Annotated in this window: 17 protein-coding genes; 5 read left to right on the forward strand and 12 right to left on the reverse strand. The window is 62.6% G+C overall.

Annotated elements, in window-relative coordinates; all coding sequences use genetic code 11:
- Positions 1–131: 131 nt before the first annotated feature.
- Positions 132–1571, forward strand: coding sequence for a TolC family outer membrane protein (locus tag M5C01_RS06575; RefSeq protein ID WP_152737703.1), 1440 nt, complete (start codon positions 132–134; stop codon positions 1569–1571).
- A 146-nt stretch (positions 1572–1717) separates the two neighbouring features.
- Here the strand turns inward: M5C01_RS06575 and waaA are convergent, their stop codons facing one another.
- On the reverse strand, positions 1718–2995 hold the full coding sequence (gene waaA, locus M5C01_RS06580) for a lipid IV(A) 3-deoxy-D-manno-octulosonic acid transferase (protein WP_103498047.1): 1278 nt from the start codon (positions 2993–2995) through the stop codon (positions 1718–1720).
- A 23-nt stretch (positions 2996–3018) separates the two neighbouring features.
- A complete protein-coding gene (locus M5C01_RS06585; protein WP_178129798.1) occupies positions 3019–3903 on the reverse strand; it encodes a LysR family transcriptional regulator in 885 nt (294 codons plus the stop codon).
- Between the two features lie 108 nt (positions 3904–4011).
- Here M5C01_RS06585 and M5C01_RS06590 point away from each other — a divergent pair, with 108 nt between their 5' ends.
- The 4 genes from M5C01_RS06590 to M5C01_RS06605 are packed head-to-tail and all read left to right on the forward strand — an operon-like array spanning position 4012 to position 7389.
- Positions 4012–4344 carry a multidrug efflux SMR transporter gene (locus M5C01_RS06590; protein WP_103498045.1) on the forward strand — a complete coding sequence of 111 codons (333 nt, stop codon included), beginning with the start codon at positions 4012–4014 and terminating at the stop codon, positions 4342–4344.
- 53 nt (positions 4345–4397) lie between these two features.
- On the forward strand, positions 4398–5573 hold the full coding sequence (locus M5C01_RS06595) for an FAD-dependent oxidoreductase (RefSeq protein ID WP_152737706.1): 1176 nt from the start codon (positions 4398–4400) through the stop codon (positions 5571–5573).
- Positions 5570–6382, forward strand: coding sequence for an aldo/keto reductase (locus tag M5C01_RS06600; protein WP_152737707.1), 813 nt, complete (start codon positions 5570–5572; stop codon positions 6380–6382). Before M5C01_RS06595 ends, M5C01_RS06600 begins: the two co-directional genes overlap by 4 nt.
- Before the next feature lie 41 nt (positions 6383–6423).
- On the forward strand, positions 6424–7389 hold the full coding sequence (locus tag M5C01_RS06605; RefSeq protein ID WP_103498042.1) for a metal ABC transporter ATPase: 966 nt from the start codon (positions 6424–6426) through the stop codon (positions 7387–7389).
- 160 nt (positions 7390–7549) lie between these two features.
- Here the strand turns inward: M5C01_RS06605 and hldE are convergent, their stop codons facing one another.
- The 10 genes from hldE to glnE all read right to left on the reverse strand — a co-directional run bounded on the left by hldE (position 7550) and on the right by glnE (position 23038).
- Positions 7550–8971, reverse strand: a complete 1422-nt coding sequence (gene hldE, locus M5C01_RS06610; protein ID WP_152737708.1) for a bifunctional D-glycero-beta-D-manno-heptose-7-phosphate kinase/D-glycero-beta-D-manno-heptose 1-phosphate adenylyltransferase HldE — start codon at positions 8969–8971, stop codon at positions 7550–7552.
- Positions 8972–9075: 104 nt separating this feature from the next.
- On the reverse strand, positions 9076–10896 hold the full coding sequence (gene msbA, locus M5C01_RS06615) for a lipid A export permease/ATP-binding protein MsbA (RefSeq protein WP_152737709.1): 1821 nt from the start codon (positions 10894–10896) through the stop codon (positions 9076–9078).
- 96 nt (positions 10897–10992) lie between these two features.
- Positions 10993–12537 (reverse strand): hypothetical protein, encoded by a 1545-nt coding sequence (locus M5C01_RS06620; RefSeq protein ID WP_248764292.1) that lies wholly within the window; start codon positions 12535–12537, stop codon positions 10993–10995.
- Between the two features lie 68 nt (positions 12538–12605).
- Positions 12606–14360, reverse strand: coding sequence for a carbamoyltransferase (locus M5C01_RS06625; RefSeq protein ID WP_178129789.1), 1755 nt, complete (start codon positions 14358–14360; stop codon positions 12606–12608).
- Between the two features lie 180 nt (positions 14361–14540).
- Positions 14541–15983 carry a lipopolysaccharide kinase InaA family protein gene (locus tag M5C01_RS06630; protein ID WP_152737710.1) on the reverse strand — a complete coding sequence of 481 codons (1443 nt, stop codon included), beginning with the start codon at positions 15981–15983 and terminating at the stop codon, positions 14541–14543.
- 39 nt (positions 15984–16022) lie between these two features.
- Positions 16023–16829 carry a lipopolysaccharide core heptose(I) kinase RfaP gene (rfaP, locus tag M5C01_RS06635; RefSeq protein ID WP_152737711.1) on the reverse strand — a complete coding sequence of 269 codons (807 nt, stop codon included), beginning with the start codon at positions 16827–16829 and terminating at the stop codon, positions 16023–16025.
- A complete protein-coding gene (locus M5C01_RS06640) occupies positions 16826–17950 on the reverse strand; it encodes a glycosyltransferase family 4 protein (protein ID WP_152737712.1) in 1125 nt (374 codons plus the stop codon). Before M5C01_RS06640 ends, rfaP begins: the two co-directional genes overlap by 4 nt.
- Positions 17950–19008: a lipopolysaccharide heptosyltransferase I gene (gene waaC / locus M5C01_RS06645; protein ID WP_152737713.1), complete on the reverse strand. Its 1059-nt coding sequence runs from the start codon at positions 19006–19008 to the stop codon at positions 17950–17952. Before waaC ends, M5C01_RS06640 begins: the two co-directional genes overlap by 1 nt.
- Positions 19009–20043 (reverse strand): lipopolysaccharide heptosyltransferase II, encoded by a 1035-nt coding sequence (gene waaF, locus M5C01_RS06650; protein ID WP_152737714.1) that lies wholly within the window; start codon positions 20041–20043, stop codon positions 19009–19011. It lies immediately after the preceding gene.
- A 55-nt stretch (positions 20044–20098) separates the two neighbouring features.
- Complete coding sequence (gene glnE, locus M5C01_RS06655) at positions 20099–23038, reverse strand: bifunctional [glutamate--ammonia ligase]-adenylyl-L-tyrosine phosphorylase/[glutamate--ammonia-ligase] adenylyltransferase (RefSeq protein ID WP_152737715.1); 2940 nt, start codon at positions 23036–23038, stop codon at positions 20099–20101.
- Positions 23039–23142 lie beyond the last annotated feature (104 nt).

Raw genomic sequence — 23142 nt, forward strand, 5'->3', positions numbered from 1 at the left:
AATGGCAGATATACAGGATTGTTGCCAACCCGCCCCCGGCACTACACTCGCTACTTCTTGACGCTGGGCAGGCCGGGCAGTAGCCTCGGCCATCGCATTAGCACCGTAATATTTACTCTAGGAACTGCCTCATGCTGCGCAAACTTTCACTGGCCCTGGCCGTGTCTTGTGCGACCAACGGACTGGTCTGGGCAGCTGAAACGCCCCTGACGGCCAAGACCGATCTGGTCAGCGTGTACCAGGAAGCCGTGGGCAATAACGCCGACCTGGCCGCCGCCCGCGCCAACTATGACGCGCAAAAGGAAGTCGTGCCCCAGGCCCGGGCCGGCCTGCTGCCGAACCTGTCGGCCGGCGCCAGTACGAACAATGTCCAGACCTCCATCGACCAGCCGTCGATGAACCTCAACCGCAGCGCCACGACCTACCAGGCGACCCTGTCCCAGCCGTTGTTCCGGGCCGACCGCTGGTTCCAGTACCAGGCCGCCAAGGACGTCAACGAACAGGCCGCCCTGCAACTCTCGGCGACCGAGCAGAACCTGATCCTGCAAAGCGCCGAAAGCTATTTCGCGGTGCTGCGCGCCCAGGACACCCTGGCCTCGACCAAGGCCGAGGAAGCGGCGTTCAAGCGCCAGCTCGACCAGTCCAACGAGCGCTTCGACGTCGGCCTGTCGGACAAGACCGACGTGCTGCAATCCCAGGCCAGCTACGACACCTCGCGGGCCAACCGGATCGCTGCCCAGCGCTCGGTGGAGGATGCCTTCGAAGCCCTGATCACCCTGACCAACCATCAGTACAACTCGATCCAGGGCATCGTCCACACCTTGCCGGTGCTGGCGCCGACCCCGAATGACGCCAAGGCCTGGGTCGACACCGCGGCCCGGCAGAACCTCAACCTGTTGGCGAGCAACTACGCCGTCAGCGCCGCCGAGGAAACCCTCAAGCAGCGCAAGGCCGGCCATGCCCCGACCCTCGACGCGGTGGCCAAGTACGAGGCCGGCGACAACGACGGTTTCGGCCTGGGCAATCCCAACTTGCTGCCCCAGAGCTACGCCGGCCCAGTGAAGCAGACCACGATCGGCCTGCAATTGAGTGTGCCGCTCTACAGTGGCGGCCTGACCAGCTCGCAAGTGCGTGAATCCACTTCGCGCCTGAGCCAGACCGAGCAGCAGCGTGAAGCCCTGCGTCGCCAGGTGGTGGAAAACACCCGCAACCTGCATCGTGCGGTGAACACCGATGTGGAACAGGTGCAGGCGCGCAAGCAGTCGATCATCTCCAACCAGAGTGCGCTGGAAGCGACCGAAATCGGTTATCAGGTGGGGACGCGCAATATCGTCGATGTGCTGGATGCCCAGCGTCAGCTGTACACCTCGGTGCGCGACTACAACAACACCCGCTATGACTACATTCTCGATAACCTGCGCCTGAAGCAGGCAGCGGGCACCTTGAACCCGGGCGACCTGAGCGACCTGCAGCGCTACCTGAAGGCCGACTACAACCCGGACAAGGACTTCCTGCCACCGGATCTGGCGAAGGCGGCCGCGGCCAATCTCAAGGGCAATCCAAAGTATTGATCGGGACCTTGAGAACACCACGAAACCTGTAGGAGCAGGGCTTGCCCGCGAAGCTTTTGGCGCCAGTAAGGCCCTCTTCGCGGGCAAGCCCTGCTCCTACAGGACGTATTGCGGCCACAAAATCGTGTTCATCCTTGATTGAGGTTCTAGCGCGACAACAAACGCCCCAACCCATCCAACAAACGCTGCAACGCGCCCTGGTTGGCCCGCATCACCTTCAGCCCCGCCTCACCCATCTTCTGCGCATCACGCGGCAACTCGAACAGGCGCTGCACCGCCACCGCCAGGCCTTCGGCATCCTCCACTTCCTGCAACGCCCCCGCTTCACGCATCAACGCAGCGATCTCGAGGAAGTTGAACAGGTGCGGCCCGCTCAACACCGGCTTGCACAGCGCCGCCGGCTCCAGCAGGTTATGCCCGCCGTTGGGCACCAGGCTGCCGCCGACGAACGCGCTGTCAGCCAAGGCGTAGAGAAACAGCAGCTCGCCCATGGTGTCACCGAGCAACACCGAGGTTTGCGCACTGACAGGCTCGCCGCTGGAACGCCGTACCGTCGTAAAACCCTGCTCCTGGCACAAGGCGAACACGCTGTCGAAGCGCTCCGGGTGACGCGGCACCAGGATCAGCAAGGCGTTCGGATAGTTGCCCAACAATTGCCGATGGGCCGCCAGCACCACCGCGTCCTCACCTTCATGGGTGCTCGCGGCGATCCACACCGGCCGTTCCTGTGCCTGCCATTGCCCACGCAGTTCAGCGGCGCGCACCAGCAGTTGCGGGTCGATGCTCAAATCGAACTTGATCGAGCCGGTCACCTCGACGCATTCAGGCCGGGCGCCCAGTTGCCGGAAACGCTCGGCTTCGGCTTCGGTCTGCACCGCGATCAGGCTCATTTCCTCCAGCATCGGTCGGGTCAGGCGGGCGAATCGCCCATAACCCTTGGCCGAACGCGCCGACAGTCGCGCATTGGCCAACGCCACCGGAATCCCGCGCCTGGCGCACTGATGGATATGGTTGGGCCACAGCTCGGTCTCCATGATTACCGCCAGCTTTGGCCGCGCCGCCTCGAGAAAACGCGCCGCCGCCCACGGCAAGTCATAGGGCAGGTAGCAATGCTGAATGCGCGGCTCGTCGGCGAACAGCGCCTTGATCCGCTCGGAACCGGTGGGCGTCATGCAGGTGACCGTGATCGGCAGCTGCGGATACTTCGCCAGCAAGGCGCGAATCATCGGCGCGGCGGCAATACTCTCGCCAACCGACACGGCGTGCACCCAGATCCCGTCCGGGCGCAATGTCGGCAGGCCACGGGCAAAGCGCTCGCCGACCCGCCGGGCATAAGCCGGCGCCTTGCGCGCCCGCAGCCATAGACGCAACGCCACCAGCGGCAGCCCCAGGTGAAACAAAAAACTGTAGAGAGTTCTATTCATGGCGACGGAGTTTATCGACTTTTTCAGCCGATCGCCTGCAAGTGCTCGGCAAACCGTTCGGCCAGCCAGCGCGCCGCCGGCCCCAGGGGCTCGTCACGACGCCAGACCAGTTCAACCACCAGCGCCGGCGGCGTCCATTCGCTGCTCAGCTCGACCATCTGGTTCTGGTACGCCGGGTATTGCACCACGTGCCGTGGCAGCCAGGCCCAGCCCAGGCCGCGCATCAACAGCTCAGCCATCACGTAGAAGGAGTCCGCCCGCCAGACCTGCGGACTGAGCTGTTCGTCGCCGGGGTAACCGCTCTGTTGCGGGGAAATGAGCAATTGCCGATGCCGGGCCAGTTGCTGGCGGTTGACCCGCAGCGAAGCCGCCAAAGGGTGATTGACCGCGCACACCGTGACCATCTCGACACTGCCCAACGCCCGTCGCTCCAGGGTTTGCGGCATCTGGTCGTGGTGGAACAGCAGGCCCAGGTCCGCCCGTCGCTCCACCAGTTTGCGCGCGACATCACCCTGGGCACCGCTGGCCAGTTGCACCTCGACGCTGGGGTAATGCTCCGACAGCGCTTCCAGACTGTCGAGCACCGGCTGATAGGGCATGGCCTCGTCCTGGGCCAGGCGCAAACAGGCTTCCTCGCCACGCATCAAGGCCAGCGCCCTACCATTGAGACGATCGCACTGGCGCAGCACTTCCCGCGCCTCCTCCAGCAACGCGGCCCCGGCCTCGGTCAACTTCGGCTGGCGGCCGCTGCTACGCTCGAACAGCGTCACCCCCAGATCGGTCTCCAACAGGGCGATCGCATTGCTGACCGCCGACTGCGCCTTGCGCTGCTGGCGGGCCACGGCGGAAAACGAACGCTGCTCGGCAACGCCGACGAACAGGCGCATCTGCTCCAGGTTCCACTGAATACTCATGGGCAATCCATCTTTTTTTCAGATAGGTAATGACTTTACCCCATCTGGTGAGTCTCTAGAATGCCAACCTTATCAGCAGGCCCAAATACGAGAGATTGTCCCATGCACGCTTACTACTACCTGGCCATCGCCATCTGCGCCGAAGTCATCGCCACCGTCTCCATGAAAGCGGTCAAGGGCCTGAGCACGCCGATCCCCTTGTTGCTGATCATCGTCGGTTACGCCATCGCCTTCTGGATGCTGACCCTGGTGGTGCGCACGGTGCCGGTGGGCGTGGCCTACGCGGTCTGGGCCGGGATGGGCATTGTCATGGTCAGCGTCGCGGCGCTGTTTCTCTATGGGCAGAAGCTGGATATCCCGGCGATGCTCGGCATGGGCCTGATCGTCCTCGGCGTGGTGGTGATCCAGCTGTTCTCGAAGACCGCCGGGCACTAGCCCGCTCGCCACCTGTATACTGCGAGCCTTGTCTTGAACACCGAGGTCGCCGCATGCCATCCGCTCTCTCCACCGATGTCCTGATTGTCGGCGCCGGCGTTGCCGGTCTCTGGCTCAACGCGCGCCTGCGCCGCCAGGGGTTTTCGACGGTACTGGTGGAACGCGCCAGCCTCGGCGGCGGGCAGAGCCTCAAATCCCAGGGCATCATCCACGGCGGTGCCAAATACGCCCTGCACGGTGCCCTGAGCGGCGCCTCGGAAGCCATCGCCGACATGCCGCGGCGCTGGCGCGAGGCCCTGGCCGGCAACGGCGAGCTCGACCTGTCGGGCGTGCGCCTGCTCTCCGAAGCCCACTATCTGTGGTCTCCCGGCACCCTGGCCGGCAACCTCACCAGCTTCTTCGCCAGCAAGGCCGTGCGCGGTCGGGTCGACCAGGTCAAGGGCGAGCAACTGCCGCCCGCCCTGCAAAATCCGCGCTTCAAGGGCAAGGTCTATCGCCTGGCCGAACTGGTGATCGATGTGCCGAGCCTGATCACCCGCCTGGCCGAACTGGCCGGTGACGGCCTGCTGGCCGGCCACGATATCGAACCCCTGCTGGACAACGAGCAACTGGTGGGCCTGCGGGTCGATGGCCGCGATATCCATGCCCAACGCATTGTGCTCAGCGCCGGGGCGGGCAACGCCGCCTTGCTCAAGGCCCTCGGCCTGAGCCAGCCGGCCATGCAGACACGCCCCTTGCACATGGTGCTGGTCAAAGGCCCGAGCCTGAAGCCGTTGTACGCCCATTGCCTGGGCGGCGGACCCAAGCCACGGATTACCGTGACCACCCATCCGGCGGCCGATGGCCAGTGGGTCTGGTACCTCGGCGGCGATATCGCCGAGGCCGAAGGCGTCGCCCGCGAGCCCGCCGCGCAGATCGCCAGTGCCCAGAAGGAACTCGGCAACCTGCTGCCCTGGGTCGACCTGAGCCAGGCGCAATGGGCCACCTTGCGGGTCGAGCGCGCCGAACCGCTGCAATCGGGCCTGACCCGTCCGGACAACGCCTTCCTCGCCGAACAGGATCGCCTGCTGGTGGGCTGGCCGACCAAGCTGGCCCTGGCGCCGGACTTCGCCGACCGCGTGCTCAAGAGCCTGGAACGCGACGGTATCCGTCCGGGCCCGGCAGCCAGCTTGCCCGACCTGCCGAAGCCGACGATGGCGCAAACCCCTTGGGAGCAACTGCTGCCATGAGCCTGCCGACCCTGCACGACCTGCATCGAGCCCTCGGTAGTACCGGCCTGCAGGTGTCCCCCCTGGGCCTGGGCACCGTCAAGCTCGGCCGCGACCAGGGAGTCAAATACCCCAACGGTTTCCAGATTCCCGACGACCAGCAAGCCCGCCAACTGCTGCATCTGACCCGCGATCTGGGCATCAACCTGATCGACACCGCACCGGCCTACGGTCGCAGCGAGGAACGCCTGGGCCCTCTGCTGCGCGGACAGCGCCAGGAGTGGGTGATCGTCAGCAAGGTCGGCGAAGAGTTCGAAGCCGGCCAGTCGAGCCATGACTTCAGTGCCGTCCATACACGATTCTCCGTGGAGCGCAGCCTGCAACGCCTGGAAACCGATTTTATCGACCTGGTGCTGGTGCACTCCGACGGCAACGACCTGGCGATCCTCGAACACAGCGAGGTCTACCAGACCCTCGCCGCCTTGAAGGCCGAAGGCAAGATCCGTGCTTTCGGTTTTTCCGGCAAAACCGTCGAAGGCGGCCTGAAAGCTCTGGAACAAGGTGATTGCGCTATGATCACCTACAATCTGAACGAACAGGGCGAGAAACCGGTCATTGACTATGCTGCTGCCCACGGCAAGGCGATCCTGGTGAAAAAGGCCCTGGCCAGCGGCCACGTCTGTCTGGCCCCCGGTATCGACCCGGTGCGGGCCAGCTTTGAACTGCTATTTGCACAGCCCGGTGTTGCCAGTGCTATTGTCGGCACCATCAACCCGCTGCACCTGGCCCACAATGTGGCGACGGTGGCCCGGGTCATTCGCCAAAACTGATGCCGCCCAAGCGGCCGACCCCGACGCAAGAAGGAGCCGAGATGCCGCGGACGCTGATACGCAAGAACCCCAGCGACTTCAAGACCCTGCCATTACTCGTCGAGGCGACCCCCGAAGGCTTGAGCTACCAGAGCGTCGGGATGCCGTTGAACTTTGCGCAAACCCTGCACAAACGCAAACCGGTCGCGGTGGACGACCCCGAGCGTTTCACCCTGGAACTGGCCAACCTCGGCGTCTCGGTGCGACTGACCCTGCACTGGCACAACCGCGACTACTGGGTGTTGGTCCGCCAGCGCCGCCAGGATCGCGGCGACGTGGTGCTCAAGCTGATTTCAGGTTATGTGCCGGCCCATGAACTGGCCATTCCGCTGCTCACCGCGATTGCCGAAATCGCCGAAGAGTGCCTGCTGGAAACCCCGGAAGGCTGGCTGACCGGGCGCTTCAACGACACCTGGCTGCCGGCGCCCTACTCCGCGGCGCTGCATTATCGCGAAGCCCTGCCCTTTCGCCTGACGCCCTTGTCCGGCGCGGCAAGGCCGGTACGCTGCGGCGCGCTGCAGTTGATGGAACGACCGCAGACCTACGTGCACCTGCCCACCGCTTCACTGCAGTTGATCTATGACCTGCGGCTCGAGGTCCCCCGCGACGCCAAATCCCTGAGCCTGTTCCATGTCGACGAACGATTGGAGAACGATCAGTTGGTGGCGCGCCTGGACCGCAGTCGTCCCGATCTGTACCTGATGCCGCTCAAGGACGGACGGCCGTGTGCCGAGCTGTACACCCTGAAAAAGGATCAATTGCACCCGGCCAGCACCCGTGGCCTGTACCTGGCGGAAAGCTTTGCCCGACAGGAAGGCTGGGTGGTGCGCGAGGAGCGGATTCGCTGGAAGGACTGGGTCCGGCAGCAGGGGATGGCGGAGCCTGAAAAGGACTCGAAGATCAGGCGCCTGACCGGCAAGGCCCGGCAGATCCTGCGCAAGATCGTGCCGGTGAAAACCGGGCGCTGACAAAGCAACGGCGAACACATGACCCTTGCAGGAGCCGGCTTGCTGGCGATGACGGCCGCAAGAGCGATGCAAGACTCGCCGGCCTCATCGCCAGCAAGCCGGCTCCTACAGTAAAGGCATTAATGCAGGCCCATACGGATTGAACGGGCCAGGCGCTTAGTCAGTTGCTGCGGATCTTCTCGACAATCGCCGTGGTCGAGCTGTTTTCCACCAGCCCAAGCACTTTCACCGTACCGCCATAGGCCGTCACGATGGAAGCACCGACCACCTGGTCGATCCCGTAGTCGCCACCCTTGACCAGCACATCCGGCTTGACCTGGGCCAGCAGGTTCTCCGGAGTGCCCTCGGGGAAACTGATAACCCAGTCCACGGCACCCAGGCCGGCCAGCACGGCCATGCGCCGATCAACGCTGTTGATCGGACGGCCTGGGCCCTTGAGGCGGCTGACCGAGGCATCGTCATTGACCGCGACGATCAGGCGATTGCCCTGGGCCCGCGCCTGCTCCAGGTAGGTCACGTGACCGGCATGGAGGATATCGAAGCAGCCGTTGGTGAACACGATCGTCTCGTTGTGCGCCCGCGCATCGTCGACCGCCAGCAGCAATTGCTCCAGGCCCAGCACACCGCGCTCGGAACCTTCCTCGCGCTGGATCGCCCGGCGCAGCTCAGGTGCACTGATGGCCGCCGTACCCAGCTTGCCGACCACGATGCCGGCGGCGAGGTTGGCCAAGGCCACCGCGTGAGGCAGTTCTTCGCCCGCGGCAATGGCCGCGGCCAGGGTCGAGATCACCGTATCGCCGGCACCGGTCACATCGAACACTTCACGGGCCCGGGCCGGCAGGTGCAGCGCCGGATGATCGGGGCGCAGCAGGGTCATGCCATGCTCGCCACGGGTCACCAGCAAGGCACCGAGGTCCAGGTCCTGCATCAACTGGGCACCCTTGGCCACCAGTTCATGCTCATCGGCACAACCGCCGACGATGGTTTCGAACTCGCTGAGGTTCGGTGTGATCAGGCTCGCGCCACGGTAGATCGAAAAGTCCTTGCCCTTGGGGTCGGCCAGCACGGGAATACCCCGCGCCCGGGCGGCCTGGATCAGGACCTGATGATTCTTCAAGGCGCCTTTGCCGTAGTCGGACAGCACCAACACCTTGATACCTTCGAGCAAGCCGTCGACTTCAGCCCCGAGGGCCAGGGCATCGGTGGCGAAGGGTTCTTCAAAATCGATTCGCAGCAACTGCTGGTGACGACTCATGACCCGCAGCTTGACGATGGTCGGCTGGTGCGCAATGCGCTGGAACAGAGCCCGGACCCCGGCGCCCTTGAGACTGTTGGTCAGGCTGTCGGCGGCCTCGTCGTCACCGGTGACACCCACCAGCGACGCCGGGGCCCCCAGAGCGGCGATGTTCAGGGCAACGTTGGCGGCACCACCGGGGCGATCCTCGATGTGCTCGACCTTGACCACCGGCACCGGCGCCTCAGGAGAAATCCGTGAGGTACCACCATGCCAGTAACGGTCGAGCATGACATCGCCGACCACCAAGACAGGGGCTTGATCGAATCGCGGCATGGACAACTTCATGGAGCAACCCACATACAAATGAACAGGGGCGCGATATTAACACAGGCAAAAGCGCCGACTGCCTCAATAGCAGTCGATAGTCGCGCTCAAACCGGTGAAGCCCCTCAGCAGATACCCACCACCTTGGTCGGGCCGGGCTCGTCACCTTCCTGGAATTCCTTGGCGTGCAGACGAGCGTAATAACCGTTCTGGGCCAACAGCTGAGCGTGGGTGCCGCGCTCGACGATCCGCCCTTCGTCCATCACCAGAATCAGGTCGGCCTTCTCGATGGTTGTCAGACGGTGAGCAATTACCAGTGTCGTCCGGTTGCTGACGACGTGATCCAATGCCGCCTGGATATGCCGCTCGGACTCGGTGTCGAGTGCCGAAGTCGCCTCGTCGAGGATCAGCAGCGGCGCGTCCTTGAGCAAGGCCCGCGCAATGGCAATGCGCTGACGCTGGCCACCAGACAACAGCACGCCGTCCTCACCCACCAGGGTGTCATAGCCTCGCGGCATTTTAATGATGAACTCGTCGGCATAAGCCTCGGTCGCCGCTTTACGCACCTGTTCGGCCGAAGCCCCCGCGAGGTCGCCATAGGCGATGTTGTTGGAGACGGTATCGTTGAACAGCGTGACCTGCTGGGTCACCAGGGCAATGTGGCGACGCAGGTTACGCAAGGTAAAGCTCTGGATTTCCTCGCCATCGAGCAGAATCTGCCCCTGCTGGTGTTGATAGAAACGTGGGATCAGGCTGGCCAGGGTAGATTTACCACTGCCCGAACGCCCAACCAGGGCGACCATTTGCCCGGGCTCGACGACAAAGCTGATGTCATCGAGCACCCGCTTGTCGGTATCGGGGTACTGGTAGCTGAGATGACGCACTTCAAGCCGACCTTCGACACGCTCATGCTCGACCGTACCGTCATCGACTTCCGCAGGCTCGTCGAGCTGCTCGAAGATACTCTCGGCACCCGCGACCCCTTTCTGGATGGTCGAGCTGACTTCGGAGAGCTGGCGAATCGGCTTGGGCAACAGGCCAGCCATGGTGATATAGGCCACCAGGTCGCCCGGCGAAGCATCGCCGCGCAGGTACAGCACCAGGAACATCACCACGGCCATGGCGGTGTAGGTCACCAGCTGCAGCGTCGGCGTATAGATGGCCCCGGTCTTGGTCATTGCCAATTGCTTGTCGGTATTGCGCTGGCTGGACTGCTCGAAACGCAGTTTCTCGTAGGTTTCGCCACCAAAGCTGCGCACGACCCGGTAACCATGGATCGTTTCGGAAGTTACATGGGTGACATCGCCCATCGAGACCTGGATCTTCTTGCTTTGCTTGCGGAACTTGCGGGCGGTGCTGTTCACCATCATCCCGATCACCGGCAGTATCGCCAGCATGACCAGGGTAAGCTTCCAATTCATCCAGACCAGGGTACAGAACAGGAAGACCACGGTCATGCCTTCGCGAATGACCACCTTGATCGCATCGGTGGCGGCGCCCGTGACCATGGTCACATTGAAGGTGATGCGGGAGATCAGATGCCCGGAGTTGTGCCTGTCGAAGAAGCGATTAGGCAATTCCAGCAGCTTATTGAACAGGACGATGCGCAAATCGTGGACCAGCCCCAGGGAAACCCGGGCCAGAAAGAAGTTGCCCAGATAAGAACCCACGCCCTGCCAGACTGCGATCAGCACAATCATCATCGGCACGGTTTCAAGCAGTTGCAGCTTGCCGAAATAGGGATTGCCCGGGAACAGGGCCGCCTCGGGATTGGCCAGGCCATCGACAAAGTACTTGAGGATGTACGCCAGCATCGGCTGGGTAGAAGCGAAAATCAGGAACCCAACGATGCTCAGAGCAAACAGGCCCACGTAGGGCCTTACGTAACTCAGAAGACGGAAATAGATCGCCAGCGTGGACTGGGCTTGGGTTTCAGGACTGCTCATGGGAATCCGCGCGAATCAGTGAGAACAGGATAATATCACACCCCCTTTTCTGACCAATGAAGATGACGGCAGGCAGGCCTGCCGTCAGCTTGAAGTCTACTTGCCGATCACCAGTACGGTGGCGCCCTTGCGATTGGCGAAGCGAGTCATGATGTGCATGTCGTGCCCCGCCAACCATTCGCCCAACCAGGGCTCGTCACCCTTGGCCTCGATCAGGAAGTAGCGATAACGGCTCGCCTGCTCCGGTGCCATTGCCTGCTCACGGGTCTTCGTGGGGAATATATAACCGCGTCCAGCGTAATAACTGAAGCGTCCGTCCTCGTAGTAGACCGATGCGTCCGGTTCTATATTGGCCGCCACCCAGTGGCCGGCCTCGATATATTGAGTTTTTTTCGCCCCGGTAGTGATCACGTTAGTCAACAGCAACAGCAGGCCGATCACCAGAACAACCTTGCCCAGCCGCGGAAACCGCCGGGCGAACACCATAGTGGCCATGGCCAGTGCAGGGACGAACAACAAATTCATGAAACTCACATAACGACCGATCATGAACTGCTGCTTGATAAAGAACAGCATCAAGACCACGAAGTAGAGCACGGCCGCCCAAGCGAACGGGCGATATTGGCGCCAGTAAATACCCAGCACGCCCCAGCTACCGCGATAAAGGAAAGAGGCGCCGAATACCCCCATCATCTTGACGAAGAGAATGATTACCGTCGCCATCATGCCGAAAAAGATGATCCGCCCGGCATCAGACCTTGAAAATGGGTTGATTAGGGTATTGGCAAACTGCTGGGACAGTAGATCGAAAGAGGCAAAGATATTCTTGGGGTTGATCATGCCCAGGTAGGCCTCGACACGAACCGACGAAAGCCCCCCCACCGCCGAAAGCACAACCACCGCAGAAATCAAGCCCAGTATCGGCAGCAGGCTGAACTGCAGGAACTGTTTGCGATGCTTGTTCGACCAGAGGTTCGACAACTGCCACAGCATCAAGGCCGGCCACAGCAGCACGGCCTCCAGCCTGAAAAATAGCGCCGCCACAATGGCCACATGGATGCTGCAAGCAAGCACCCAACCGCCGCGAGCCTGCCAGCGCAAGGCCAGCCAGAGCGTCAGGGTACAGAAGAACCAGAAGCCGAACTCACGCAGAATGTCATCACGATCCTGGTTCACCGCCGGCATTGCCAGCACGACCAGGCAGGCCCAGCGCGCTGCTTCCGGCGTACGCTGGCATACACAGTCAACCACCAGCGCACAGGTTCCAGCCAGGAAAAAAGCACACCACAAATGGGCGATCGTCTCGAACGACAAAGGCAGGACAACGTGGGTACCAGCAATCAGCAAGGTGAACCACGGCCAGTCGAACGACTGGAAGGCCAGTTTCGGCCCCTGCTCCGTGACCCCTTGGGCAATCGTCATGTAAAAGGCCGCATCGCGCCCGATTGTTACCAGTCCCATCACCGCGATCAAGGAAAGCAGCAGGCTCCCCAGGAAAGCCACGCGAACCGGATATTCATTGATTGCCCTGGAGATCAATGCCCCTGCCTTACTGCCAATACCCGCCACCTTGTCTCCCCTCGATACCAGCGCAATCCTTGCGCAAAGAAAGTCCGTCAAACCCCAAACGCTGAGTTGCATGAGCCGACCCGATCCCCATGAACCTCAATCAGCGTCGCCGAACCACAATGACGCCCCCCATCGGAACGTCAGGACTCGGCATACTCATTGGCACCATCCTTGACCACCAGGATGTCTTCCATGATCAGGTACTGCAGGTCCGAGCCGAAGAACATGTTCAGGGCATCGGTCGGCGAGCAGATCATCGGTTCGCCACGACGGTTCAGCGAGGTGTTCAGGGAGACACCATTACCGGTGAGTACCTCCAGCGCCTTCATCATGTCGTAGTAGCGCGGATTGTATTCGCGCTTGAGCACCTGGGCCCGCGAAGTACCGTCTTCATGGACGACTTCCGGCACACGGGTCTTCCACTCTTCAGCCACTTCGAAAGTGAAGGTCATGAACGGCGCAGGATGATCGATCTTGATCATCTGTGGGGCCACGGTGTCGAGCATCGACGGGCAGAAAGGCCTCCAGCGCTCGCGAAACTTGATCTGGTGGTTGATCCGATCCGCCACGCCGGCGATGCTCGGGCAACCGATGATCGAACGCCCCCCCAGGGCCCGCGGACCGAACTCCATGCGGCCCTGGAACCAGGCCACCGGATTGCCATCGACCATGATCTTGGCGATCTGCTCCGGCATGTTCTCGAGTTTGCGCCACTTCGGCGCGTTCTCGTGACGCGCGCAGGCGGCGATCACATCTTCGTTGCTGTAGGACGGGCCGAGATAGACGTGCTCCATCTTCTCCACCGGCACACCGCGGGCATGGGACACATAGGCCGCAGCGCCCACCGCCGTACCGGCGTCGCCGGAAGCCGGTTGCACGAACAGCTCCTTGACGTCGTCGCGGGCGATGATCTTCTGGTTCAGCTTGACGTTCAGCGCGCAACCGCCGGCGAAGGCCAGCTTGCCGGTTTCCTTGAGAACATCACCCAGGTAGTAGTCGATCATCTGCAGCGAGATTTTCTCGAACAGTGCTTGCATGCTGGCCGCGTAGTGAATGTAGGGCTCGTCGGCAATATCGCCTTCGCGCTTGGGGCCCAACCATTCGATCAGTTTCGGCGAGAAGTAGAAGCCCTTGCCCTTTTCCTTGTAGCGACGCAGGCCGACGACGTTGGCGTAGTCGGTGTTGATCACCAGCTCGCCGTTTTCGAAGGAGGCCAGGCGCGAGAAATCATACTGGCTGGCATCGCCGTAAGGAGCCATGCCCATCACCTTGAATTCGCCGTCGAGCATTTCAAAGCCGAGGAACTCGGTGATCGCACCATACAGGCCGCCCAGGGAGTCCGGATCGAAGAACTCCTTGATCTTGTGGATCTTGCCGTTTTCGCCGTAGCCGAAGAAGGTCGTGGCGTACTCGCCCTTGCCATCAATACCGAGGATCGCGGTTTTCTCTTTGAAACCGGAACAGTGGTAGGCGCTGGAAGCATGGGCCAGGTGGTGCTCCACCGGCTCGATCTTGACTTTCTTCGGATCGAAGCCCAGTTGCTCCAGGCACCAGACGATCTTGTTGCGATAGCGCTTGTAGCGGCGGTTACCCATCAGGAGCGCGTCAAGGGCGCGATCCGGGGCGTACCAGTAACGCTTGGCATAGTGCCAGCGAGCCTTTCCGAACAGGCTGATGGGGGCGAACGGAATCGCCACCACATCAACGTCGGACGGTTTGATACCCGCCTGCTCCAGGCAGAACTTCGCCGACTCGTAGGGCATGCGGTTCTTTGCATGCTTGTCGCGTACGAAGCGTTCTTCTTCGGCCGCTGCAATCAGCTTGCCGTCGATGTACAGCGCTGCTGAGGGATCATGACTAAGGGCGCCGGACAGGCCGAGAATCGTCAATGCCACAGGGGTCTAGCCTCTCAAAGTCCATATGCAGGCGACAAGGCGCCCGAAAAAATGTGTGCCGCCAAAGGAGTGGCAAGCAACTAAAGGGCGGGATTATAGCAAGGATTATCAATGCGGGAGCTGACAGCGGGCAGACGATCACTCTGGTTTCATCTGCCCGCTTCGCCCGCCGCAGACGCATCAGCCCTGGAGGCGTGGCAAACGCTGATCAATCAATTGATACAAAGTGCTGCTCGGCGGCCAGTTGCGCATAAAGCGCGCCCGATCACGGGCATAAGCCTTGGCGAAACTCCGGGCCGACGCATGTTGGCGCATCGAGTCCAGGTCGATCAGGGTCCAACGGCCGTCCTGCCAGAACAGGTTATGCCCCTTGAAATCACCGTGGCTGATGCGCTCGCGGATCAACTCGGCAAACAGCTGCTCCAGCGCCTTGAGCTCGGCCGGCGGCACTGCGCCCGACTCCACGTACGGCGCAAAACGCTCGATCACATCAGGCCCGGAAAGGTGTTCCGTGAGCAGATAGGCGCGGCTGCGCAGCCAGAAGAACCGCCGCTCCAGCACCGCGAGCGGCTTGGGCGTGGCGATCCCGAGGAACGCCAGGCGATTGCCCTCGCGCCAGGAGTGCCAGGCCCGGCTCGGCCGCCAGAAACGCTTGAGCCAATGACCAACCCCCTTGATGTTGTAGCGCTTGAGCACCAACGGGCGGCCACCGACATCGACTCGCCCGACCGTGGCCGTTCCGCCGTTCTTGTACAAGGGCCCTTGGGCGAGCAGTGCATCGGCTTGCTCCAGCACCGGTGCCAGCACTGCTTCTTCTTCGCGACGAATGGCCCGCAGGCCAAAGGCCCCACTCCGAACACTGAACAGCGAACAGTCCCGGGCGACCTTGCCGAGGAAGTCCTTCAGGCGCCAGCCACGGACCTTGTCCACCTGTTTGAGCAACGCCTCCAGCGGTAACGCATGTTCGCCGTTGCTCAGCAGGTAATGCACCAGCAGCTCTTCGATAAACGGCTCGAACGCCTTGGGCAACTGGGCGAAAAACACCCCGAGGTTCTCCAGAACCTTCTGCCGCGACAACGGCTGGCCCGGCTGTTCGGCATGTATTCCGGCACCGTCGATCAAATACAGCTTGCCGTCATGGCGCAGCAGATTGTCCAGGTGCAGATCTTCCTGCCACAGGCCCTTGCCGTGCATCTGCGCAATGACGCCCAGCGCCTCGGCCAGTACCTGTTGCTGTTCGTCGGCCAACAACGGCAGCGATTCAACCTTGCTCCAGGCCTCGCCCAGGCTCTCGGCACCTTCGAGAAACTCGAACAGCAACCAACCGCCCTCGCCCTCTTTCAAACCGTCGACCAACAACAGCGGCGTGGTCAGGCCCTGCTCGGCCAACAGCCGAACACCCCGCAATTCACGCTGGAAGTGCCGAGGCGCCTTGTTGCCCACCAGTAACTTGGCCAGCACCGGACGTCCACGCCAAACCCCGGCGCCGACATAACGCTGACCGGGCAACACACGCAACAGACTCAGCAACTGCAGCTGCGCAGGGCCGGCGGCATCCGCCAACTCCAGGTCCAGGTGCAAAGCCGGAGCCCGTCCGGCCGTTTTCAATTCAGATAAACGCATCAACCCCATCCTTCGCCAAACGACGCAAGCGCAGCGACATCAGAGCGCGCCGCCGTAGCGCAGTTTGCGCTGGTAAAGTTTTTCCGCCTTGCGCTCGAGCAAGGCCAGCAACGCGGCTTCATCGCGCAGGATCTGGCGCAGCGGCTGGCGGAAATAGCCTTTCAGGAAACGCAGCAGGTCGCGCCGGCTCAGGCCGATATCCAGCACCGAGAAATACAGCGCCGCCAGGTCCTTGTTGCGCCAGCGCGCGGGGATCGCCGCGCGGGTCTGGGCACGGTGCAGGTCGATGACCGAAAGCTTGAGGTCCTCGGCCGTCACCGGTTTGTCGGTATGCAGCAGGAAATGGCAGATATAGCAGTCGCGATGATTGACCCCGGCGCGATGCATCATGCCGGTCATGCGCGCCACTTCGGCGATCAGCGCGCGCTTGAGCCGTGGCTCCGGCGGCTGCTTGGGCCAGTCCATGCTGAAGTCTTCGAGACTGATGGTCGGCGCCAGTTCCTCCGTGACGATAAACGAATGCTGGTCCGCCGGATTGCTGCCACGCTCGCCATAAGCCACGGCGGTCATGGTCGGCACCGCGACTTCCTGCAGGCGCTGGATCGCCCGCCACTCCTGCCCCGCGCCGAGGACCGGCAACTTGGCGGTCAACAGGTTCTTGAAGATCTCGCGCCAGCCGATGCCACGGTGGATCTTGACGAAATAACCACGGCCGTCGACTTCCGTACGCAAGGTCCGTCGCGCTTCCAGCTCACGGTAAACCACACCCTCCAGGCGCTCGACCTCGGCGAACGCATCGCGTCCAGCCCACAAGCGCTTGAACGGTTCGGCCAGGATCAGCTTCATTGCGGTAGTTCCCCCAGGATCACGTCCGCCGCGCGCTGCGGCATGCTGTAGAGGTCAGCGGTCTCGGCGTAGCTCAGGCCATGCTGGCTCCACGCCTGGCGCGCGGCCTGATCGGACAACATACGTTCCAGAGACTGATTGAGCTGGGACTGCTCGAACGGTTCGTCCAGCACCAGGCCGCAGTCGGCCTCGGCGATGTAGCGGGCATAACCGCAGACCGCGGTCACCAGCACCGGCAATCCAGCGACCAGAGCCTCAAGTAGAACCATACCGGCATTTTCGTTGTAGGCCGGGTGAATCAACAGATCGGCGCCCAACAGGAAGCGCGGGATATCGCTGCGCCCCATGAGGAATTGCACACGCTCGCTCAATCCCAACGAGGCACTCTGCACCTGGAAAGTCCTGGGGTCGTCCTGGCCGATGACAAACAGCTGGGTGCGCTTTTTCAAAACCGATGGCAACGCAGCAAGGGCCTTGAGGCTGCGATCAAGCCCCTTGGTCTTGAATCCGGAACCGATCTGCACCAGCAGCAGATCATCATCCGCCAGCTTGAACTCACGACGAAACTCGGTGCGGATCTCAGCGGCATTGACCGGGGCCCGACGGTCCAGGGCAATCCCCGGTGGCAACAGGTGAAAGCGCTCCAGCGGCGTGTCGTAATGCCGGATGAACAGTGGCTGCTCAGCTTCGGAGATCATCAGGATTTCAGTATTTGCGCCCCTGGCAAACACTGCACGCTCATACTCGGCGAAATGCCGATAGCGGCCCCAGACGCGGTACAACGAATGGCGCTGGTTCCGAGCCTTGTGCTCATAACAACCATCGGCAGCGTAGTAGACATCCAGACCGGGCATCTTGTTGAAACCAATCAGCCGCGCCACTGGCCGCTTGGCCAGATCGGCTTTGACCCAGGCGCTGAACTTGGCGTAGCGCCAATGGCTGAACAACGCCTTGACCGGCACCATCACCACCTCGAAGCCGGGCGGAATATCCCCCTCCCAGAACAGGCTGTAGACGCGGATCTGGTGCCCGCGCTGCTGGCACTCCAGGGCAATGCGCATGAAGTCACGCTGCAATCCGCCAAACGGAAAGTACTTGTACAGAACAAAAGCCAATTGCATCAGTGCCGCTCCTCAGCCATTAACAGCGCGCTCAATCGGCTTGCCACCCGTTCGGGATTCAAACGGGTGAAGCACAGAGGCAACTCGCGCTTCAGATCGAAGCGCTGCTGGTCCTCCGCTGTCGGAACGTAGGTGCATTTCTTTTGAAGACAAGGCGCGCAGGGGAAGTTGCTCGCCAGATGAATCTGCGACCGGCCGTAGGCACCGGTCAGGATCGAGCTGGTCGGACCGAACAGCGACAGCGTCGGCACATCCAGCGCGGCGGCCAGGTGACCGAGGCCGGTATCCACCGCCACGCAGGCAGTGGCGGCGGCCAGTACCTTCGCGACCCCGGCCAGGTTCAGCCTGGGCAGCACCACGACATGCTTCAGGTTGCGCGCAATCCGCTCGGCCCGGGCCTTTTCCTCGGCATTGCCCCAGGGCAGTTTCACCGGTACACCCAACTGACCGAGGCGCACGGCCAGTTCGCGCCAATAGGCTTCCGGCCAGTGCTTGGTGTCCCAGGTGGTACCATGCAGAAACACCACAAAAGGCTTGCGCGGCAACTCGACCAGCTTGTCGGCATCCAGGCCGTAATCGCCCATACCCCTGGGCAGGTCATAACCCAGCGCCAAGGCAAACAACTGGCGCATGCGATCAACCGCATGCTGATTGCGCGACACCGCCAGGCGCCGCGAATAAAAGCGGCTGGCCAGGGGTTCGCGGGCCGACTGTTTGTCCGGGCCGGCCACCGGGGCCTTGGCATAACGGGTCAGCAAAGCGCTTTTCACCAGGCCCTGGGCATCGATCACCAGATCGTACGGCTGGGCCCGCAGGCTCTCCTTGAACCGCCGCCACTCGCCACTCTTGAGGGTCTGCCAGATATTCTTGCGCCAGCGGCGGATCGCCACCGGAATCACCTTGTCCACCGCAGGGTGCCAGCTCGGCAGTTCGGCGAAACCTTCCTCGACCACCCAGTCGAAACGGATGCCGGGAATCGCCCGCGCGGCATCGGTAAGGGCCGGCAAGGCATGAATGATGTCACCCAGGGAAGAGGTCTTGACCAGCAATACGCGCAATTAATGGACCTCGACCGCAGTGCCGTGCAAACGCTGCAAGGCTTCGTTCACCGGGGTCGGCTCAAGCTGACGCAGGCAGTTGTAATGGCCGAAGCGGCAGGTCCGGTCGAAGCAGGGACTGCACTCCAGGCCCAGGCGGACAATTTCCACCTGGTCGGCCAACGGCGGGGTGAAACCCGGCGAAGTCGAGCCGTAGATCGCCACCAACGGGCGGTTCAACGCGGCAGCGACGTGCATCAGCCCAGAATCGTTGGAAACCACCGCATCGGCGCAAGACATCAGGTCGATGGCCTCGGCCAGGGATGTGGCGCCACTAAGGTTGACCGCCTCCTCGCGCAGCCCGGGAATCAGGCGCTGACGAATGTCTTCGCCGACCCCATGATCGTTCTTCGAACCGAACAGCCAGACCTGCCAACCTTCACGAATCCGCGCCTCGGCGACTTTCGCGTAATGCTCCGACGGCCAGCGCTTGGATTCGCCGAACTCGGCCCCCGGGCACAGCGCCAGTACCGGGCGATCCAGGCTCAGCTCGAACTTGGCCAGCGCGGCCTCGCGGCTGGCCGGGTCGATCTGCAAGCTCGGCCGTGGATAAGGCGTCGGCAGACTTTCACCCGGCTCATAGGCCAGGGCCATGAATCGCTCGATCATCAGCGGATAACGTTCCTTATCCAGTTTGCGCACATCGTTGAGCAGGCCATAGCGAAACTCGCCACGCCAGCCGGTGCGCTTCGGCACGCCGGCAAAAAACGGCACCAGCGCCGACTTCAGCGAGTTGGGCAACAGGATCGCCTGGTCGTACCGGCCGGCCAGGGACTTGCCGATGCGCCGCCGCGTGGCCAGTTCCAGCGCGCCGTGGCCGAGCGGAAAGCTCAAGGCGGCCCGCACCTCGGGCATGCGCTCGAGGATCGGGCGGCTCCATTCCGGGGCCAGCACATCGATCTCGCACTGCGGATGACGCTGCTTCAGGCACTGGAACAGTGTCTGAGCCATCACCATGTCACCGACCCAGCTGGGCCCAACGATCAGAATATTCATAGGCTTCCACAAACGATGCGGGGAGGCTTATGCCTCCCCGCCTCTAAAATATCAATCAGCTTAGCCCCAGCTCGGTCCATATCCGCATGACATCGCGGCGTTCGACCGCGAACTGATCGCCGCTGATCACCCCCGCCTCCTTCTGCAACGCCTGGCGGTGGGCGGCGGAGCGATAGGCCTTGTAGGCCTCGCGCAGCAGGTGGGCGTCCGTGGCGGGGATCAGGCCCGCCTGCTCCAACCCTTCGAGAATGCGGATATTGTCGGTATAGCGGAGTAACGCCGGGTGCGCTTTCGACCAAGCCAATGTCGCGTATTGCACCATAAATTCAATATCGACGATACCACCGGCATCCTGCTTGATATCGAAGGGCGCCGTGGCCTCGAAGGCATTGGCCGCCGTGCCCGCCGCGGTGGCCTTGCTCCCCAGGTTGTCGCGCATCTTGGCGCGCATCTCGCTGACTTCCTGACGCAAGGTCGGCAAATCCCGCTCACGCCCCAGCACCGCCGCGCGTACCTTCTCGAACGCCGTGCCGACCTCGTTGCAACCTACCAGCACCCGGGCGCGGATCAGCGCCTGGTGCTCCCAGGTCCAGGCTTCGTTCTGCTGGTAACGCTCGAAAGCGCCCAGGGAACTGACCAGCAGCCCCGAAGCCCCGGACGGACGCAGGCGCATGTCCACTTCATAGAGCTGGCCGGAGTTGGTCTGGGTGGTCAGCAGGTGAATGATCCGCTGGCCCAGGCGGGTGAAAAACTGCGCGGTATCGATAGGCTTGGCGCCATCGGTCTCGGCATTCGGGTCGCCGTCGTGGATAAACACCAGGTCCAGGTCCGAACCATGGCCCAGCTCGATACCACCGACCTTGCCGTAGCCGACAATAATAAAGCCCGGGTCGCACAGGCTGCCATCGACACGTCGTGGCGAACCATGGCGGCCGACGGTCTGGCGCCAGGCCAGGGCCAGCACCTGTTCGAGGATCGCTTCGGCGAGCCAGGTGAGGTAGTCGCTGACCTTCATCAACGGCAGGCTGCCGGAGATTTCCGAGGCCGCGACCCGCAGACGATGCGCCAGCTTGAAGTGGCGCAAGGCTTCCATCTGCTGCTCGAGGTCGTCTTCCGGAATCCGCGTCAGGCGCTCACGCAGCTCCGCGGCCAGCTCCGGCGCCAGGGGCGGCTTGAATAGCCGGCCTTCGTTGAGCAACTCGTCAAGCAGCATCGGGAAGCGGGTGATCTGTTCGGCAATCCAGGGGCTCGCGGCACACAAGGTCAGCAAGCGACGCAAGGCACCGGGGTTTTCCGTGAGCAGCACCAGGTAAGCCGAACGCCGGGCCACGGCTTCCACCAGGGGCAGCACCCGCTCCAGCACCAGGTCCGGATCGGCATGTTCCACCGCCTGGGCCAGCAAGCGCGGGATAAAGGCATCGAGCCGCTCCCGACCGAGCCGCTGCATGGCGCGCAACTGCGGGCTGGTGCGCAGCGCCGTCAGTTGCTTCAGGGCCTTGGCGGCATCCTTGAAACCGCCTTCCTGCAACTGCCGGCAGGCCGCCTCTTCATCCTGGGACTCTTCCCACAGCGGCAGCCATTCGCCGCCGACCATCACTTCACAGTCGGCGCCATCTTCTTCGTCCGGATCGGCGATCACCTGGCGGAAATGCCAGTCGACCCGCCCGCGCCAGTACATCAACCGCTCATGAAACGCCTCCCAACCGTCGAAGCCCATCATGAAAGCAATGCGCGCGCGATCCTTCTCGCCATCGGGCAGCATCTGGGTCTGGCGGTCGGCAATCGCCTGGATCGCATGTTCGGTGTAGCGCAGGAATTCATAGCCGCTGCGCAACTCGCCGATCACCGCCGGCGGCAGGTAACCCTGGCCTTCCAGTGTCCCCAGCACCTTCAACAACGGGCGCTGCTGCAGACTCAGGTCACGCCCGCCATGAATCAGCTGGAAGGCCTGGGCAATGAACTCGACCTCGCGAATGCCGCCGGAACCCAGCTTGATATTCTCGGCCATACCCTTGCGCCGGACTTCCTGCTGGATCAACTGCTTCATGGTGCGCAACGCTTCGATGGCCGAGAAGTCCAGATAGCGCCGATAGACGAAGGGCCGCAGCATATCCAGCAACTGCGCGCCGGCCACCTGGTCGCCGGCCACCACCCGCGCCTTGATCATCGCGTAGCGCTCCCAGTCGCGCCCCTGGTCCTGGTAATACTGTTCCAGCGCGTTGAAGCTCAACACCAGCGCGCCGGCCGAGCCATAGGGGCGCAGGCGCATGTCGACGCGGAACACGAAGCCGTCGACGGTGATAGGGTCGAGTGCCTTGATCAGTCGCTGGCCCAGGCGGATGAAAAACTCCTGGTTGTCCAGCGGGCGCTTGGTCCCGACTGTCTCGCCGCCTTCCGGGTAGGCAAAGATCAGGTCGATGTCGGAAGACAGGTTCAACTCCACGGCACCGAGCTTGCCCATGCCGAGGATGACCATCTGCTGCGGCTCGCCACTGCGCCGCCCGGTGGGTGTGCCGAACTGCTGGCAATGCCGTGGATACAGCCAGTGATACCCCTGGTCGATGCAGGCGTCGGCCAGGTCGGAAAGGTCGCGACAGGTCTGCACCAGGTCCGCCTGGCGAGTCAGGTCGCGCCAGATGATCCGCACCTGCTGGCGCGTGCGCTGCCGGCGCAGGGCGCGGCCCAGTTCGTCCTCGGTTTCGACCTGCTGCAACGCCGCGGCGATCTGCCCGCACATCTCCCCCGGCGCGAAGCCGCGATCCAGGTCGCCGAACTGCGCCAGCTCCAGCAACATCAAAGGGTCACGCAGCGATTGTTCAATAAAGAAGTCGCTGGCCGCGCTGACCCGGGAGAACTGCGCCCAGCGTGGCGCGGTCCATTCAGCCAGCCCGTGATCATCCTCCAGGGCGGCGACGGCGGCACGAAACGACTGCTCGGCACGACTGGCGGCAGGCAGGAGAATGGCCGGCAGGTCGGCCAACATTGGAAGGCTCATGGTCTATCCTTGGTGATCGAACAATCAGCCGCAGTCTGTGATAGCGAGAAACACGCTCTGGAAAGGACTGTCGAACAAAAGTTAGAAATAGCTGATAATGGTTA

The sequence above is a fragment of the Pseudomonas sp. MWU12-2319 genome (assembly GCF_023242525.1).
GTDB lineage: Bacteria > Pseudomonadota > Gammaproteobacteria > Pseudomonadales > Pseudomonadaceae > Aquipseudomonas > Aquipseudomonas gingeri_D.